Raw genomic sequence first — 15,486 nt, 5'->3', positions numbered from 1 at the left:
CCCCCTGCCACACGCAAAAGCCCCCTTCCACAATCGGAAGAGGGCCCTGACCTGTGTGCACCCGAAGGGATTCGAACCCCTAACCTTCTGATCCGTAGTCAGATGCTCTATCCGTTGAGCTACGGGTGCCTGCCGGAGCTAACTGTACCGGCTCCCTGGACCTGTCCGCGAATCAGTTGACGGATGCAGGCCCACAGAAGTGTGACTTGGGTCACGGAACCTCATGCGGCATCAACACGCCAAAGGAAGATCGAGGCGGGTGCTCCCATGCCCGTCCGAAGACCCAATCCCCCAAAAGGAGAACCCCCATGCGCATGTCCGCCGTCAAGCTGGCCGGCATCGTCGCGGTCGGCGGCTTGATGCTCGGCTCCACGGGCTGTGGCGCGATCGACGCCATCGCCGGCGGGAAGAAGACGACCGCGTGCAAGAACATCGAGTCGGAGCTGCGGAGCTTCTCCACCGGCGGCCTGTCGATGACGTCGTCGAGTGGTGCGTCCGCGACCGCCCAGAAGTTCTCGGACACTGCCGCCAAGGTCCGGGCGGAGGGGCAGAGCGCCGGCGGTGACGTGGAGAGCGCCGCGACCGCGTTCGCGGGCGACCTCGACCAGACCGCCGAGATGCTGCGCAACCTGAGCTCCGGCAACACCTCGTCCATGAGCCGGCCCGACACCGCCGCCATGCAGCGGCACGGCAACGACCTCGCCAAGGCCTGCGGCTTCAGCGGGTTCCGCCTGGGCTGACCGCCGTCGCCTCGCTCCCGCGGCCCCGGGAGCGACACCTCCGCGCCGCTTTCCCACTATGCTTCTGTGGCCACGGGACGCAGGCTTTGCCGGTTGGCTCGCCGAACCGGTAACCTGTCCTGAGCCTGATGGCTACTGGAGGATTCGCCTAGTCCGGTCTATGGCGCCGCACTGCTAATGCGGTTTGGGTTCACGCCCATCCGGGGTTCAAATCCCCGATCCTCCGCCTCTCTGACCAGGGACTTCGTCCAAGATCTCGATCCGGACGAAGTCCCTGTCGCGTTCCGGGATGTCCGTGATCACGTTGGTGGCTGCAGCAGGTGTCTCCAGCTGAGGTCGGCGAGGGACGACCGCAGCCACGGCCTCTGCCGCCGCCCGGGACACCTCTGGAAGCACCGAGGTGTAGGTGTCGGCGGTGAGCGAGTGCCGGGCATGGCCGAGCGTCTCGCTGATCACTTTCATGTTGACGTTGCCCAGCAGGGCGAGCGTCGCCGCTCCGTGCCGTAGATCGTGGAAGCGAATCGGCGGCACTCTTCGGAGTGCCTGTGCTGGACGAGTCCGTACTTCCTGACCAGGTCCTCGAACCGTGTGGAGATCCACTGCGGACGCAGCCGGGTTCCGTCCTCACGGGTGAAGACCCGTCCGGAGTCCACCCATACTTCGGGGCCGGCGACGGACCTTTCACGTTCCTGACGGGTCCTCCAGTCCAGCAGAACCGCGATGGTCGCCTCGTCCAGCGCCACGGTGCGCTCACCGGCCTCCGGACTTGGTGTCGTCGTACTCGTCGCGGCATGGGTCTCGGAATCAGGGCTCGTCTCGCGGACGATGGAAGAGGGCGTACAACCGCTCCTCCGCGATGAAGTCGAGAAACGCACCCGTTTGGGCGGGTGTCCAGACCATCACCGGCCCGTGCACCTTCCTAGTCTGGTCGCCTTCCGCGGGCTGCGTCGTGCCGAGGTCGCGGGGCTGGCCTGGGCGGACACCGATCTGCAGGGCGCGGGCACGCTGACCCGGTTGATCTGCAGGATCGCCTCATACAGGTCGATCACCTGCTTGTCCCTCAGGTCGACCAGCTTGAGGTCCCCCAGTCCGGGCACCAGGTAGAGCTGGACGATCTCCGCATAGTCCGCGAAGGTCGAGCTTGACAGGCTCTCCCTCTTGGCCGGAAGCCAAATCTTCTCCCGCCTACTGCACCGGTCCCATCCCCCGATCGGCCACCATGTCCACGCCGAAGGCAACATCTCGCACGCTGCCCAGCGCGTCCGGCTCACCGGCATCGCCATCCACCCACACACGCTCGACCTCGGCCAGCCGCCGGCTCCCTGCTCGCCGACGTGCGAAGCCTTGCCGAGCACCTCCTGCGACAAGCAACCGGGACAGCACAGAGCAGATGATCAGAGATAGGCCATCAGCTGCCTGCCGCGATCGAGGCCATGTCCCGCAGCACCGATCGACCACCTCCTTCATCAGCCGACTCCTTCTCATGGGCCAAACGCCCGCTCATGCCGAATTGTGGACGTTCCGGTGGACCTGCGTCTTGTGGCGCCATCCGACATAGCGTTGGTGGCGGCTACTTGGTGTGCACACGTCCGAGTGATGGGTCGCCGCGAATCGCGTCGGTCGCCTGCTGCCACGCGGGGTCACCGGCGTGGAGGGCCGATCGTAGGTAGGCCCAGGTCATGCGCTGGGTGACCGCGAGTCGTTCGGGGTCTTCGTCGTCGGTCTCGGCGAGGCTGTAGCCCATGATGCCGCCCAGGTAGTGCTTCGCGCCGGGCAGGGTCAGCAGGGCGTCGGCGCCTGGGCTGAGGTGGTAGGGCTCCGCGTGCCAGTCGGCGCCGCGGGTGGTCGCGACGGGGTTCCCGTCCTGGTCGCCGTAGACGACCAGGGTTCGCGTGGTCAGGTGGGAGAAGTCGGTTTCCAGCTCGGGGTACTGCTCGCGCATGGTGTTGGTCATGCCCTCCGCGCTGCCGGTCGAGGCGAGCAGCACACCGGCGATGATGCGGGGCTCGCGCAGGTCGAGGACGGTGCCGCCGGCCGGATCGGTGGCCCGCGCGCCGAGCAGCGCGCTGACGGTGTTACCGCCCGCTGAGTGACCGACGGCGGCGATGCGCGCCGGATCAAGCCGTCCGGCGACGACCGGCGCCTGGGCCTCGATGGCGTTCAGGTTGTCCAGGATGAGGCCGAAGTCATCGATCCGTGACCGCCAGAAGAGCGGGTAGCCGGGAGCGTCCTTGTCCAGGCCGAGTCCACCGCTGGGGGAACTCAGATGGGTCGGTTGGATAACGGCGAATCCGTGGCTCGCGTAGAAGTCGACGAGGGGCGAGTAGCCGTCCTTGGACTTCAGATAGTGCGAGCTGCCGCCGCCATGGGATAGCAGCACGATCGGCAGGGCGCCGCCGTGCAGGGGTGCCGTGACCCGCAGTTCCAGCGGGAGGCCGCGGTCGGGTGCCCGCAGGGTGACCGGGTTGACCGAGACGGTTGGCACCGCTTCCGGGACGGGGATGCTCCGGGCGAGCTGGACGTAGTTGTTGGTCATGGACCTACCGTGCGGCCGCTCGTCGTGGTCTGCCAGGGCCGGTCCATCCAGGACCAGCCTGGTCCTGGCTGCGGCGGCGTCCGCGTGGACATACTGATGAGGTGATCGACCGGCCCGGACTCGCCGAGTTCTTGCGTCGACGGCGTGCGGCGCTCTCGCCGTCGGACGTCGGCCTGCCGGAGACGTCGCGTCGCAGGACGCCCGGCTTGCGGCGCGAAGAGGTCGCCGTGCTGGCCGGTGTGTCGAGCGACTTCTACGCGCGGCTGGAGCAGGCCCGCGGCTCCGACCCGTCAGAGTCGGTCGTGGCCGCGCTCGCTCGGGCGTTGCGGTGCACCCCGGATGAGAGGGACCATCTCTTCCGCCTCGCCGGTGTGCCGATTCCGCCGCGCCGGGTCGGTCGCCATATCGACCCGGGAATGCGTCAACTCGCCGCCCATCTGGAGGGCCTGCCGACGTGCGTCTACAACGAGCTCGGCGATGTGCTCTACACCAACGCGCTCGATGACCTTCTGCACTGCCGTGGCGAGCTTCGCCCCGGCCGTGACGGCAACGTCTATTGGCGTTGGTTCACGCGCCCAGCGTCCTATGATCGCGTTCCGGAAGCAGATCGGGCCCGCCTGTCGGCGGCTCATGTCAGCGACCTTCGCGCCACCTACTCCCGCCGAGCCGAAGACGACCAGATCACTGATCTGGTGAATGACCTCGCCGCGCACAGCGCGGAGTTCCGGATGCTGTGGGACCGGCACGACGTAGCCGTCCGACGCGCCGATCTGAAGGATGTCCAGCACCCCACGGTCGGGCTGATCCGGCTGCGTTGCCAGTTGCTCGTGACGCCCGAGACGGGTATCCGGGTGCGAATCCTCCTGCCGCTGGAGGGCACGGACGCCGCCGAGAAGCTTGAGCTGCTACGCGTGATCGGCACCCAGCAGTTTTCCGAGGCGGAGTGAACACGCTGGTCACGCACGACAGGGCCACGCCCATGGCTCCCACTGACTCGCCTGCGAACGCACTCTTCTGCCGCTGATGGTGCGGATCCGTTCCGAGCGTTGTTCAGCCTTTGGCCTGTACTGGAACGAGGAGCCACCGGGCGAAGCAGTCGTCCTCGTCGAGTTCGGTGTACCAGCGAACCTTGAGCTTGTAGGTGGTGTGCGCGGTGGCCAACAGGAGGCCCGGGTCCACACCGGGAGACGGCGGACCGTGGACGGCCGGCACTGGTCCGGGTTGAGCCGCGAGCAGGGGTACGGAGTGCGGACCGGCACCATCGACCGCGGCACTGAAGATGGCAAGCGCGCCGCTGCGCACGTTCAGCGTGTCTCCGTCTTCGTCCTGTGCAGTCGGGTACTCAAGCGCTCTGGCCAGCGCTTCCGAATAGTCTCCACCGGAGGCCTGCACGATGGCGACGGTGCCGCTCGCCGCCTGGAAGACCTCGATCCAACTGTCGTCGCGGACGACCCCGTCACCGCCGACGAGGGCAGCTCGTTCGCTGCCGACGAGGATGCTGGTTTCCTGCGGGCCGAGTTCGACGATCCGGTCGAACTCGTCGTCGCTGAAGCCCTGCCAGGCCTCACGAAGTGCGGCGTCGAGCGCGAGAAACGGTTCGCCGTTGGTCCAGAGCCGACCAACGTGCACCCACGAGTCTTGCATTGCACCAGTATCTCGTTCGCGAGCGCCGCATACGGCTTCGGAGCCGGCCCGAACGGTTGAGCCCGGACGCCGCTGGACGACGCCGCCCACCTCCACGCCTGGACCGGCATTGAAGGCCACACGATGCTGCTCTCCTGCTCCAGCGACCGCACGATCGGCCTGTGGAGACTGGACGAAACCTCACCTGATGCCATCTCCGGCGAACGGATTCGCAGCAGCCACATTCGTGAGGCCGTGATTTGGCGTCCCGGCTCGGACACCTTCGCAACCGCAGGGCACGACCGCACCATCGTCATCACCCCGGCGGCGACCACGACTCCACCGAGAGCCTGGCCGGTCACAGACCGGTCAGAGGGTCAACTGTGCGCGTCACGCGATCAACTGCGGCGGCGCGGAGGAGGCGAGGCTGGAAGGCATGTCAACGCCCCAGTCCTCGCCGCCGTCCACTGACTCGCCGAACCCCGAGTCCCCGGCACGGTCCGGCGACTCGACGAACTGGTCACCGATCGTCGCGCTCGCCGCTGGGATCGCGGTTCTCGTCGGTAGCGAGTTCCTGCCGGCGAGCGTGCTGCCCACGATGGCCGGCGACCTCGGGGTCAGCGAGGGCACCGCCGGTCTGGCGGTCGCGGCGACCGCGGTCGCGGGCGCGGTCACCGCCCCCAGCATCGCGGTGCTGCTGCCGCGGACCGACCGGCGCACGGTCCTGACCGGGCTGCTGGTCGCGGCGGCCGTCTCGAACCTGGCGGTGGCGGTCGCCCCCGGTTTCGCCGTCCTGCTCCTCGGCCGGCTCGTCCTCGGCGTCGCCATCGCCGGATACTGGTCGTTCGCGTTCGGCGCCGGGACCCGCGCCGTGCCAGGACGCGACAGCGTGGTCTCAACGTCCATCGCGCTGGGCGTCACCCTCGCGACGATCGGCGGCGTCCCGTTGGCGTCCCTGCTCGGGGACGCGGTCGGCTGGCGGTTGGTGTTCGGCGTCGCGGCGGCACTCGGCTTCGCCGCCGCCCTGGCCGTGGCCCTGACGTTGCCGCCGGTCCCCCCTCACCCGGCGGCCGGAATGGCGATGCTGCGGGCGGCGCTCGCCAACCGGTGGCTGATGGCCGGGGTGCTGGGCGTGGTCCTGGTCGCGTTCGGCAACTTCGCCGCCTACCCCTTCATCCGGGTCGCGATCGAGGACTTCGACGCGGGCGCCACGGTGTGGCTGCTGCTGGCCTGGGGCGTGGGCGGGATGGCGGGCAACCTCGCCGCCGGGCGGTTCGCGGGACGGCTGCGCGCGGTGGTCGCCGCGGCCCCGCTGCTGCTGGCCGGCGGCCTGCTGGTCACCGCGACCGCGCCGTCCCTGCCGGTGCTGGCCGCGGGGGTCGTCCTGTGGGGCGTGGCCTTCAACATGGTCCCGGTCGCCACCCAGTTGTGGGTGACCCGCGTCGAGCCCGAGCGTGCCGAGTCGGCCCTGTCGTTGCAGGTCACCGCGTTCCAGGTGGCGATCACGCTGGGGTCGGCGTCAGGAGGCGCGCTCCTGGACGCCCGCGGCGTGCAGGCGGCCTTCCTGCTCGGCACGGGGTTCGCCGCGGCGGCCGGACTGCTTTTCGCCGCGCTGCGCGTCCCGCGCGGGTGACGGCTCCCGCCAGGCCTGCGGCGCGACACCGTGATAGGACGAGAACGCCCGGCTGAAGGCGGCGGTGGAGCCGTACCCGACGGCGGACGCGATGTACTCCACCGGACGCGCGGGGTCCGCGAGCAGCCGGCGCGCCTCCCGCATCCGGATCTCCCGGAGCACCTCCGCGGGCCCGCGGCCGAGTGCGCGGCGGAACCGCTCGCCCAGGGCGGAACGCGACAGGTGGACCAGGCGGGCCATCCCCTCGACGGTCCACGGCTCGGCCGGACGGGCGGTCACGGCGGCCACCACCGCGGTGACGGCCTCGTCGGGAGGTCCGGCGTCGCCGCCCTCGTCCTCCTGCCAAGAGGTGGTCATCGCCGCGCCGATCAGGTTGCCGTAGCTGGCGGCGAACAGGGTCGGCCGGCACGCACGTTCGAGCGGGCACTGCGTGACGAGCGCCCTGACGCCGCCATGCCGGGTACCGAAGCCGCGGACCACCAGGGGGCTGGGCAGCCGACGGACCGGGACGGCCATGCGCAGGTCCGCTACAACCAAGGCGGACTCCTCGTGCCGCTCCGACGCGGTGAGCCGGTGAGCGGTGCGGGCGTCGATGAGGACGGCATCCCCCTCGGCGAGCGACTGGGCCTCGAACGCCGCCTCAAGCGTGAGTTCGCCCTCCAGCACCAACGCCCACAGCGGGACCGGCGGTTCGGTGAGCACCGCGCCCGCCGGCAGCTGGACATGGTCCATTCGCGACATCTCCCACGCCGGTTCCGGGGAGGAGGTGCCGACGTCGTCTGCCCGTGAGATATCCACGATGTTCGCCACGTGAGCTGAAGCAGATACAAGACGGCGGCCTATTCCCGCACGTCCCGGATGGCGTCCCAATAGGCCGAGTCTCGACTGGCTACGGGAGTCGACCTGGTGATTACAGTGAGTGCTCGGATGGCGAGGGTCTACCTGTGGACGCTGACCTGCGGGAACGTGGGGTTCAAATCCCCAGATCCTCCGCCTCTGACCAGCGGTTACCTTGATCTCGTCCGATCGAGGGAGCCGCTGGTTTGCTTTGGGGGGCCGAGGGGGGACCACGGCTGCAGCCGCCTCGGCGGCGGCTTTGAAGACCTGGGGGACCACGGAGGCATAGACGTCGGCGGTGAAGGACGACCGCGCATGCCCCAGCGTCTCGCTGACCGCCTTCATCTCGACTCCGGCTGCCAGGGACAGCGTGGCTGCCCCGTGACGCAGGTCGTGGAACCGGATGGGAGGGAGCGGCCCTCCGGCGAGCGCGGCCCGCACCTTCACCTCGCTGACCCGGTGGCGCTTGGCGATCTGCGGGATCGTCCAACCGTCATCCTCGTGCCGTCCTCTGATGGCGGCGTACTGCGTGATGAGCAGTTCGAAGCGCTGCGAAATCCACTCGGGGCGGAGCGGCGAACCGTCGGGACGCGTGAACACCAGACCTGAGTTCACCCAGGCCGGGCCGGCTGCGAACCTCTCGGCCTTCTGCCGGGTCCCCCAGGCCCGCAGGTGGTCGGCCGTGGTCGTGTCGGTTGTGACGGCTCGTTCCCCGGCATCGGACTTGGTGTCGTCGGGTTCGAGGTCCTCGGAAGGCCACGAGGTGGAACAGCGCGTACAGCCGTGCCGCCTCGTAGATGTAGTCGAGAAAGGCGCCTGTCTGAGCGGGAGTCCACACCATGACCGGGGCCGGGCTCTTCCCGTTCTCCTCCCAGCGGTCAACACGAGGCGTATTGGGTGAGGCCGGAGCAGTCCTTGACGGCGATGGCGCCGCGGCCGGTTGCTGTGGGCGCGGCGTAGCGGGCGGCTTGGGCGAGGACCTTGCGGACGTACCAGTCGGCGTGGTTGTAGGGGTCTTTGCGGCCGTCGTGGTCGCCGTCGACGCCGTAGGCGGTCCAGGTCGTGGGCAGGAACTGCATCAACGGACGGTGGCGCCTGCGCATCCGCCACAACGGGTGGTCCGAGACCGGCCTGTGCGCCGGCGCCGAGGGCACCTACGCCTACCTGGCGGCCGCGTTCGGGATCGGCACCGTGACCACACACCGGTATGTCTCCCTCTGAGACTGACCGAGAGGGCTTCGGCGGAGCCATTCGCCGGGGGCCGGTGAACTGGCAGGCCTGGCTCTCATCGGAAATTTCATCAGAAGTACAGTCATGCACCAGTGGGTGCGACATGGTGAACGCCGCAGAGCACCGCGGCATGTCCAGCAACCGGGCATATAACGCCAGCACCCCCAAGGGAAGGCGCTTTGAATGGCAGTTGACACGTCGGGCATCGACATCGCATCCCTGGTACTGCGGGTCTCCGTGGGCGGCACGCTTCTCGCTCACGGCTGGAACCACGCCTTCGGCGGCGGGAAGATCGAGGGCACGGCGGGCTGGTTCGAATCCATGGGCCTACGGCCGGGCCGGCTCCACGCACTGATGGCGACCGGGACCGAAATCGGCGCGGGCGTCCTGCTGCTGCTCGGCCTGCTCACCCCGCTGGCCGCCGCCGGCGCGGTCGGCACGATGGCCGTCGCGTTCATCACCGCTCATCTGAGCAACGGCTTCTTCATCTTTCGTCCCGGCCAGGGCTATGAGTACGTCCTCATGATCATCATGGTGGCGTGTGCGCTCGGTGCGCTGGGTGGGGGCGCAGCCTCCCTCGACCGGACGCTCGGGATCTCTGGTGACCTGTCCGGCTGGTTGGGCCTCACCATCACCGTCCTTGTCGGCGGCCTTGGCGCCGCCGCCCTTCTGGCTGTGTTCTGGCGCCCGGACAGGCAGCCCGCCGAGAAGATCGAAGCCTAGAGCAGGGCCCCTGACGGGTGGCCTGGTGCTGAGCGGTGTGTGAGTTCTCCCAACCTGCGCGACCTACTCCTCACCGAGGAGGAGCGGCTCGGCTGGCGACCGAGATATGCCCGGATCACCTGGTCGACCTCATCCGCCTGACGGACGGGTGGATCGCCGGGGCCGGCCTGTTGGCGCGGCTCGGCGCAACGGCCGCCGAGCCGCCCTCACCGGCGCTTGTCCCGCTCATCGAGGCCCACGGCCTTTTCCGACGAGCAGGATCTACTGCTGGGACCGGCTGTCGCAGGGCGACATGGCTGGGCTGCTCGGGACGTCCGCGGAGGAGGCGTGGTACCGCCTGCGCGGACGGAGCCTGCCGATGCTCACCTTGCGGGCTTCCAGCGAGACCGCGTCGGCGGACAACGCCCCGGCCCGCAACGCCGCGGCGATGCCGGCGACGATGTGCTCGTGGTTCATGTGCTGGTTCAGCAGCAGCACATCGATCAGGGCGCGGGTGCCCTCACGGTCGCCATGGGCCTTGCCGGCCGCCGCCCACCAAGCGTCATGGACGAGGGTGAACTTGCCCGCGGCGCGGGCCTGTTCCAGTGCGGTCGCGCCCGGCAGCGCGCCGGGCTTGCGGACCAGGGCCTCCAGGTAGTGGTCCAGCTCCACCTTCCGGCCGCCTTTGGCCCTGAGCCGCTCGTGCCAGGCCACTTCCTCACGTCCGTCATAGACGGCCAGCTCCGAGGCGTGCAGCACAACCTGGACCATCCGGCCGATCAGCCGGACCGGCACCGAGTAACGGTTGGTGCGCACGCTGATCTCGCTGTGCCGATCCACCCGCAGCGAGAAATGCCGACCCGTCTCGGACACCTCGACCGGCAGTGGCTGCAGCAGCGGCCGCTCGGCGGCGAACAACTCACCGATCGTGCGGGGAGGCGACCGGATCCGCCGCGCCTCGTCCTCCTCATCCCAGCGGTCCACCATCCGGTTCAGCTCGGCCAGCGAGTCGACCTCGGGCACCGGGACGAAGTGGTGGCCCACCCCGCACATCACGGCGGATGGCCGCGTACAACTCGGTCTTGGACTGCCGCGCCATCCAGGCCCCCTCACGGCGGGTGACACACCAGATACTCCCACCGCAACCCCTGGGGTGTTGCTGAAACTCATCAACACAGCACCCCGACGATCAGGGGCGTTGCCCAAACTCATCAACGACGTTGCCGCTAGACGCGGACGAAACCACTCCATGCTCGATGGCGCACGCAATTGCGGAAAATGATGGTTTTGGCCTGCCTAAAATGGGCGGTGCCGCAAGGAGCACCCGACTGGCTGAAGGCGCACTGGCTCGAGGCCTGGATGCGTGATGCGTTTCGTGATAGGGAGCGATTATGACGCTGCCTCGCCCGTTCAACACCGAGATTTATGTCAGCCCGGACATTGCCGGCCTGGAAATCACACGGCTGGGCGCTCGCCTGCCGGATTGGGCGGGACGGCAAGCCACTGAGCCGGCCGACCGGCCTGCCGCCGAGGCGGCGATCCGCGGGTTGTATGAGCTGGTCGGCGCGCCGCAGCCTCAGCTGATGTGGATCGTCTCACCCCGCGGGGATCCCGATTGGAACTGGAGTGAGTTCGGCACGCCGGAGCCCGAGTCGATCGCGGCCGCTCACGGTGTGCCGGAGCCGGGAGACTTCCTCCTGACGCTGCTCAGCGGTCATCAAGGCAAGAAGGGCGGATGGTTTTCCCGTAAACGACGCCGGGAGGTCTGGAATCACAGGCTGGCGCTGTGGAAGGAACTCATCGAATCCTGCGGCGGCTGGTGGCCCTTCGAGAAAATCTGTCTGGTGTGCGAGCGTCCCGTTCTGATCCGTCTCGCCACCACACCAAGGCCCGGGGAAGACCCCCCGGTGCTGCACTGCCGCACAGGCCCGGCACTACGCTACCGCGACGGTTTCCACCTGTACGCGCTGCACGGAAGGGTCGTCCCTGAAGACGCCATCACCGGCGAGCGGACAGGGGCCAGTCGGCCGTCCGGCTTACCGGAGAACCTGGCGGCACTGATCGATGACAGCAGTGCCGAGGCCATCGCCCAACTCGTCGGCAAGGACTTGCGTGGGGCCGACCTGCGGGGCGTCCGGTTCCCCGAGGGCACCGACCTCACAGGCGCCGACCTCAGCGGAGCCGACCTGCGCTATGCCGATCTCTCCTGGGCCGAGCCGGGCCGGACCGTGGGCGGGGGAGCCCAGTTCACCGGCGCCAAACTCATCGGCGCGGATCTACGCGACGCCGACTTCGGCATCGTCGGCGATTTCATCGGCGCCGACCTGACCGATGCCGACCTGACCGGTGTCTACCTCGGCGGCGCCCCCGAGGTCGGCTCCTGGTGCTTCAATGGCGCCAGGCTCGTGCGGACCAAGCTCATCGGCGCCCACCTGGTGGGAGCCGTTTTCACCGGCGCCGACCTCACCGGCACGGATTTCACCGGCGCCCTCCTACACTACATTTCCGGATCGCTTGACCCGAGCGACGTACTGGGGCACTTCGCTCAGTGCACATGGGACTCCACGACGAGATGGCCGAGCACCGAGTTCGCAGAGGTCGCCCGCAGGGTATCCGACCCCATCGACCAGGACACCTTTCGAGTACACGAAAAGCCACCATCCGCACCACAGGAACCCCTCCCGCAACCACGGCCCCTTTTGCAGGGCGACCCCTTCTTCGACTTCAACCGCTAATTGTCAGTGGCGTACATCGTGGCTGGTTGAACTGACGTGCTGCAGCGTGCTCGACTATGAGTGGGTCCCCGCGCGGCGTTCAGTGAACATTTTTTGCCCACCGAGGCGATATCACCTGGAGCAGAGGCCCGTCTGTCGCGGCGGGTGGGCGGAGGTTCCACGGGCCTCGGGGATTCCGGGTCGAAGGAGCGGGTTGGTGCGAGTCAGCCGGGGTCGGGCAGGAGCGGGAGCCGGTTCAGGACCGTGCTGATCCGGCCGTTGCCCAGGTCCAGGCCGCACAGTCCCTGAAGCCAGGCCGACATGGCGCAGGCCGCACATCCACACGGTGTTCACTTGCGGATGGGGAACAGGACACTTTGATCATCCGCTGGCACGCCGCCATGCCGTCCGACCACACCACCGGCTGGCAGCCGGACCTCGATGCCTACCTCACCCACGAACGCATCAAGTCGGCGATCGTCGACTCCGTCCGCTACTCCCAGCTCTTCAAGAACAACGGGCCCTAATCCGGTCAGCTCATCGGCGATCCAGCCCCATTCACCGGCCTGGTTCGTCTCCAGGAACACGTCGCGGCCGTCAGTGGAGCTGTGGCGCAGGCCAGCACGCGGAGGGACGGACCGGGGGTCGTCCCTCCGCGTTGTCTTCACGTGCGGTCGATGACCGCGAAGACGACCTTGCCGACGTTGCCTGCCAGGGCGCGGATGCCCCAGCAGCGGGCGTACTGGTCGACGATGAACAGCCCGCGGCCCGTCTCGCTGGACGTGTCGGCCGCCAGCATGTGCGGGAGGCCGCAGGCAGCGTCCTGGACCTCCATCCACAGCGCGTCGTCCTCGGTGCGGCTCAACCGCAGGATTACGTCCTTGTCGGTCGCAGACGTCGCGTGCTGGAGCGCATTGGTGACCAGCTCGCTGGCCACCAGGCACGGCACGAAATCGTCCATCCCGTACCCGCCGGTGACCAGCCGCACGAACTGCCGGACCTCCGCGACCACCTTGGGGTCCCGCTTCACCACCATCTCGTTCTCCGCCGCGCCCTGCCCCATGACCTCTCCTCACTGTGTGTGGCGTACAGCACACAGTGCGCTATTTTCAGGCTACGATGTGACTACCAAGGCCTACTGGTAGGTCTTGGGAAGTGAGTGATCGTCGTTGGTAGCTTCCATCGAGAGGCAAGAGCCATGCCCCCACGGCGTCAGCGCCCCCGCGAGTCCCCCGCCCTCGTCGCCTTCGGCCGTCAGATGCGCCGAATGCGGGAGGCCAAAGGGGTCAAGCAGGAGACCATCGCGCAGTTGACAACGATGAGCGGTGCCCAGATCAGCCGGATCGAGAACGGGAAGAGGCGGGCCACCCGGCCCTTCGTCGAGATCGTGGATGACTACCTGGAGGTCGGCGGCTCGCTCATCAGCCTGTGGGAGGACCTGAACAAGGACGGTCACCCGGTACCGATCTGGTTCGACTGGCCCCAAATCGAAGCGGACGCAGCGATCCTCATCTGCTACGAGCACTCAGTGATTCCTGGCCTTGCCCAGACTCCGGCCTACGCGCTGGCGATCTTGCGTGGTAACCAGGAGGCCGCAGACGCTCGGATCAAGCGCCAGGCCATCCTTACCAGGGACGATGGCAAGGCTCCGCCCTCGCTGCTGCTGCTGATCGACGAGCAGGTGCTCACCCGGCAGGTGGGCACCCCCGAGACGATGAGAGAGCAGTTGGAACACTTGATCAGCATGAGCACGTTGCCCAACGTCACGGTTCAAGTAGTCTTGGGAAGTGGCGAGCATGACGGCAACATGGGGGCTTTCGTGGTCGCCACGATGGAGGATCGCAGCGAGGTCGCTTACATCGAGACTGCAATCCGTGGCATTACGACGGACAACCCCGCAGAACTTTCCATCGTGGCCCGTACCTTGATTGACCTCCGTTCCCGGGCACTCACACAGGAAATGTCCTGCGAACTGATCCGAAAGGTCATCCGAGAAAAATGGACCTGACAGACGCCAAGTGGCGCAGGAGCAGCTACAGCGGCTCCAACGGCGGCAACTGCGTCGAGTTGGCGGACGCGGTCGGCGCGGTGGTGGCGGTGCGGGACAGCAAGGACCCGGACGGCCCCGTCCTCCTGCTGACCCGCGCGGCCCTCCGCACCGCCGTCCAGTCCGCCGCCGACTCCCGCTGACCACCCCGCACTGACCACCCCAGCAGCGGCCCCGATCCGTCGCCTCACGGTGGGTCGTCCAGCCCCCGGCTGGATGCCCCACCAGCCAACTCCCTGCACGGGCCGCCCTCTGCGCCTGTCCCCGGGCGCAGTCGTCACGCTTCCCGTCACGGCACCTCCCTGGAGGGAATCCACGACGTCTGCCGACAGGTGGGCTTCATCGAGCGAGACGGAGCACTGCTGCCGACCGGTGCCCGCGCGAGGGATCGCCTCTGCGTCACCGGGCGGACAGGAGTGAAGGCGTCCCGCGGACACTAGCCAACCCACCTCAGACCGTCCGAAGGCCGGCGTTCAGTCGGCGGCGGCGTCCAATGGCGTCGGCTTCGTGGCCGTGGAGAGTGCGCTCCAGTCACCGGCGTCGGAACCGAGGACGGCTGAGGCGCACGGGCAGCCGAGAAGGAAGAGCTCTCGGCGTCCCCCCGGACATCACGTCACCTGAGGCGACCGGAGTCCGCAGCCCGTCGACTGAGGACACGTCCCGCAGCACCCGGTCGAGCAATTCCTCCAGGAGCCGGTTCTCCTCAAGGGCCGAATGGGCTCTGTCATGAAGGGGTTCGACCACTTCCTGGAACCGCCCGCGAACCTCGGGGCCGGGCCAGGGCAGCTCCAACCGCGAGAACGCGCGTCGACTGATCTCCCGTACCTGCCGACCTTGCGCGATCTTAGGAAGCTCCTCACTTCTGGAACGCAGCTCGTGCAGCAGCCACCAGCAGTCCGAGGGATCGGACGGGCGCACCGCGAGCACTCCCCGACCGGGGGTGGTCGGCGACCAGGTCAGTGCTGCGCGGGCCCCTCGGGTCGTGACGGGACCAGTACGGTTCCCGGATCGCAGACGTCCCCCGGCTCGGCGCGCGTTTCCCGTCCTCCCTCGATGTAAGGCGGATCCGCACCCAGGACGTCGGCCGGCGCAATCCGAGACGTCGCGACACCACTCACGGCGGCTGGCATGGGTCTGGCCGCCCGGTCATGATGAAGTGCCCCGCCGCCCGTCCGACACCGCGGTTCCGTCTGGCAAGCGCATCTCCTGGCGCAGGAGCGTTCCCAACACCGTGCACCCAGCCCCCCATGCTGGAAGCCGACACCGGACACAAGATCTCTCGAGCACAAAGCGCTGCCACCTCGGCGAGAAGGTCAGCCTCCCTGACCACGTCCGATGCCGATCGCGCCGACCGGCTGCCACCGACCGAACACCTGAAAGCGGCTATTTCGCCCGCCGAAAGCTTGCAGTCTGAAACGCCAGAG

Annotated in this window: 17 protein-coding genes, 2 tRNA genes and 1 pseudogene; 10 read left to right on the top strand and 10 right to left on the bottom strand. The window is 68.2% G+C overall.

From position 1 onward, the window contains the following. Positions 1-56: 56 nt before the first annotated feature. Positions 57-129: transfer RNA gene (locus E1284_RS12690), tRNA-Arg, on the bottom strand. Between the two features lie 179 nt (positions 130-308). Between E1284_RS12690 and E1284_RS12685 the strand changes: the two genes are divergently transcribed. Further along, positions 309-740: a hypothetical protein gene (locus E1284_RS12685; protein WP_131939244.1), complete on the top strand. Its 432-nt coding sequence runs from the start codon at positions 309-311 to the stop codon at positions 738-740. 137 nt (positions 741-877) lie between these two features. After that, a tRNA-Ser gene (locus E1284_RS12680) sits at positions 878-966 on the top strand. On the opposite strand, the gene E1284_RS42495 is transcribed toward E1284_RS12680, so the two are convergent. From E1284_RS42495 to E1284_RS12665, 3 genes are all read right to left on the bottom strand, one after another. Further along, positions 948-1,271 (bottom strand): site-specific integrase, encoded by a 324-nt coding sequence (locus tag E1284_RS42495; protein WP_243714434.1) that lies wholly within the window; start codon positions 1,269-1,271, stop codon positions 948-950. The genes E1284_RS12680 and E1284_RS42495 overlap by 19 nt on opposite strands. Before the next feature lie 368 nt (positions 1,272-1,639). Continuing rightward, positions 1,640-2,107 (bottom strand): tyrosine-type recombinase/integrase, encoded by a 468-nt coding sequence (locus E1284_RS12670; protein ID WP_131939242.1) that lies wholly within the window; start codon positions 2,105-2,107, stop codon positions 1,640-1,642. Between the two features lie 203 nt (positions 2,108-2,310). Continuing rightward, entirely contained in the window at positions 2,311-3,276 is a 966-nt protein-coding gene (locus E1284_RS12665; protein ID WP_131939241.1) for an alpha/beta hydrolase family protein, read from the bottom strand. A gap of 101 nt (positions 3,277-3,377) precedes the next feature. Between E1284_RS12665 and E1284_RS12660 the strand changes: the two genes are divergently transcribed. After that, positions 3,378-4,223: a helix-turn-helix transcriptional regulator gene (locus tag E1284_RS12660; RefSeq protein WP_207923716.1), complete on the top strand. Its 846-nt coding sequence runs from the start codon at positions 3,378-3,380 to the stop codon at positions 4,221-4,223. Positions 4,224-4,326: 103 nt separating this feature from the next. Here E1284_RS12660 and E1284_RS12655 read toward each other — a convergent pair whose 3' ends face one another. Further along, the gene (locus E1284_RS12655) at positions 4,327-4,920 is read right to left on the bottom strand and encodes a hypothetical protein (protein WP_131939240.1); all 594 of its coding nucleotides are present in this window, start codon (positions 4,918-4,920) and stop codon (positions 4,327-4,329) included. 415 nt (positions 4,921-5,335) lie between these two features. On the opposite strand from E1284_RS12655, the gene E1284_RS12650 reads away from it, so the two are divergent. Further along, a complete protein-coding gene (locus E1284_RS12650) occupies positions 5,336-6,532 on the top strand; it encodes an MFS transporter (protein WP_131939239.1) in 1,197 nt (398 codons plus the stop codon). Here the strand turns inward: E1284_RS12650 and E1284_RS41415 are convergent. The 3 genes and pseudogenes from E1284_RS41415 to E1284_RS12640 form a co-directional block, all read right to left on the bottom strand. Continuing rightward, positions 6,419-7,264, bottom strand: coding sequence for an AraC family transcriptional regulator (locus E1284_RS41415; protein ID WP_243714435.1), 846 nt, complete (start codon positions 7,262-7,264; stop codon positions 6,419-6,421). The genes E1284_RS12650 and E1284_RS41415 overlap by 114 nt on opposite strands. A 393-nt stretch (positions 7,265-7,657) precedes the next feature. Further along, a pseudogene (locus tag E1284_RS43650) lies at positions 7,658-7,969 on the bottom strand (tyrosine-type recombinase/integrase); the annotation flags it as partial. Between the two features lie 278 nt (positions 7,970-8,247). After that, positions 8,248-8,448: a lytic murein transglycosylase gene (locus tag E1284_RS12640; protein ID WP_243714433.1), complete on the bottom strand. Its 201-nt coding sequence runs from the start codon at positions 8,446-8,448 to the stop codon at positions 8,248-8,250. Here E1284_RS12640 and E1284_RS41410 point away from each other — a divergent pair. Both E1284_RS41410 and E1284_RS12635 read left to right on the top strand, forming a co-directional pair. Then, on the top strand, positions 8,432-8,590 hold the full coding sequence (locus E1284_RS41410; RefSeq protein WP_165965238.1) for a hypothetical protein: 159 nt from the start codon (positions 8,432-8,434) through the stop codon (positions 8,588-8,590). The two genes, E1284_RS12640 and E1284_RS41410, sit on opposite strands and share 17 nt — an antisense overlap. A 192-nt stretch (positions 8,591-8,782) precedes the next feature. Further along, positions 8,783-9,322 (top strand): DoxX family protein, encoded by a 540-nt coding sequence (locus tag E1284_RS12635; protein WP_131939237.1) that lies wholly within the window; start codon positions 8,783-8,785, stop codon positions 9,320-9,322. A 261-nt stretch (positions 9,323-9,583) separates the two neighbouring features. Here the strand turns inward: E1284_RS12635 and E1284_RS12630 are convergent, their stop codons facing one another. Next, a complete protein-coding gene (locus E1284_RS12630) occupies positions 9,584-10,354 on the bottom strand; it encodes a Mu transposase domain-containing protein (protein ID WP_207923715.1) in 771 nt (256 codons plus the stop codon). A 338-nt stretch (positions 10,355-10,692) separates the two neighbouring features. Between E1284_RS12630 and E1284_RS12625 the strand changes: the two genes are divergently transcribed. Both E1284_RS12625 and E1284_RS41405 read left to right on the top strand, forming a co-directional pair. Then, complete coding sequence (locus E1284_RS12625) at positions 10,693-12,036, top strand: pentapeptide repeat-containing protein (RefSeq protein ID WP_131939236.1); 1,344 nt, start codon at positions 10,693-10,695, stop codon at positions 12,034-12,036. 356 nt (positions 12,037-12,392) lie between these two features. Continuing rightward, the gene (locus E1284_RS41405; protein ID WP_165965241.1) at positions 12,393-12,542 is read left to right on the top strand and encodes a hypothetical protein; all 150 of its coding nucleotides are present in this window, start codon (positions 12,393-12,395) and stop codon (positions 12,540-12,542) included. 137 nt (positions 12,543-12,679) lie between these two features. Here the strand turns inward: E1284_RS41405 and E1284_RS12620 are convergent, their stop codons facing one another. Continuing rightward, complete coding sequence (locus E1284_RS12620; RefSeq protein WP_131939235.1) at positions 12,680-13,078, bottom strand: ATP-binding protein; 399 nt, start codon at positions 13,076-13,078, stop codon at positions 12,680-12,682. Positions 13,079-13,213: 135 nt separating this feature from the next. On the opposite strand from E1284_RS12620, the gene E1284_RS12615 reads away from it, so the two are divergent. Next, complete coding sequence (locus E1284_RS12615) at positions 13,214-14,023, top strand: helix-turn-helix domain-containing protein (RefSeq protein ID WP_279433036.1); 810 nt, start codon at positions 13,214-13,216, stop codon at positions 14,021-14,023. After that, the gene (locus E1284_RS12610) at positions 14,014-14,205 is read left to right on the top strand and encodes a DUF397 domain-containing protein (RefSeq protein WP_131939233.1); all 192 of its coding nucleotides are present in this window, start codon (positions 14,014-14,016) and stop codon (positions 14,203-14,205) included. Before E1284_RS12615 ends, E1284_RS12610 begins: the two co-directional genes overlap by 10 nt. Positions 14,206-15,486 lie beyond the last annotated feature (1,281 nt).

This window comes from Actinomadura bangladeshensis, assembly GCF_004348335.1.
Classification (GTDB): domain Bacteria; phylum Actinomycetota; class Actinomycetes; order Streptosporangiales; family Streptosporangiaceae; genus Spirillospora; species Spirillospora bangladeshensis.
Note: the sequence above shows the minus strand (reverse complement) of the source record. Positions and strands in the feature narration are given on the sequence as shown.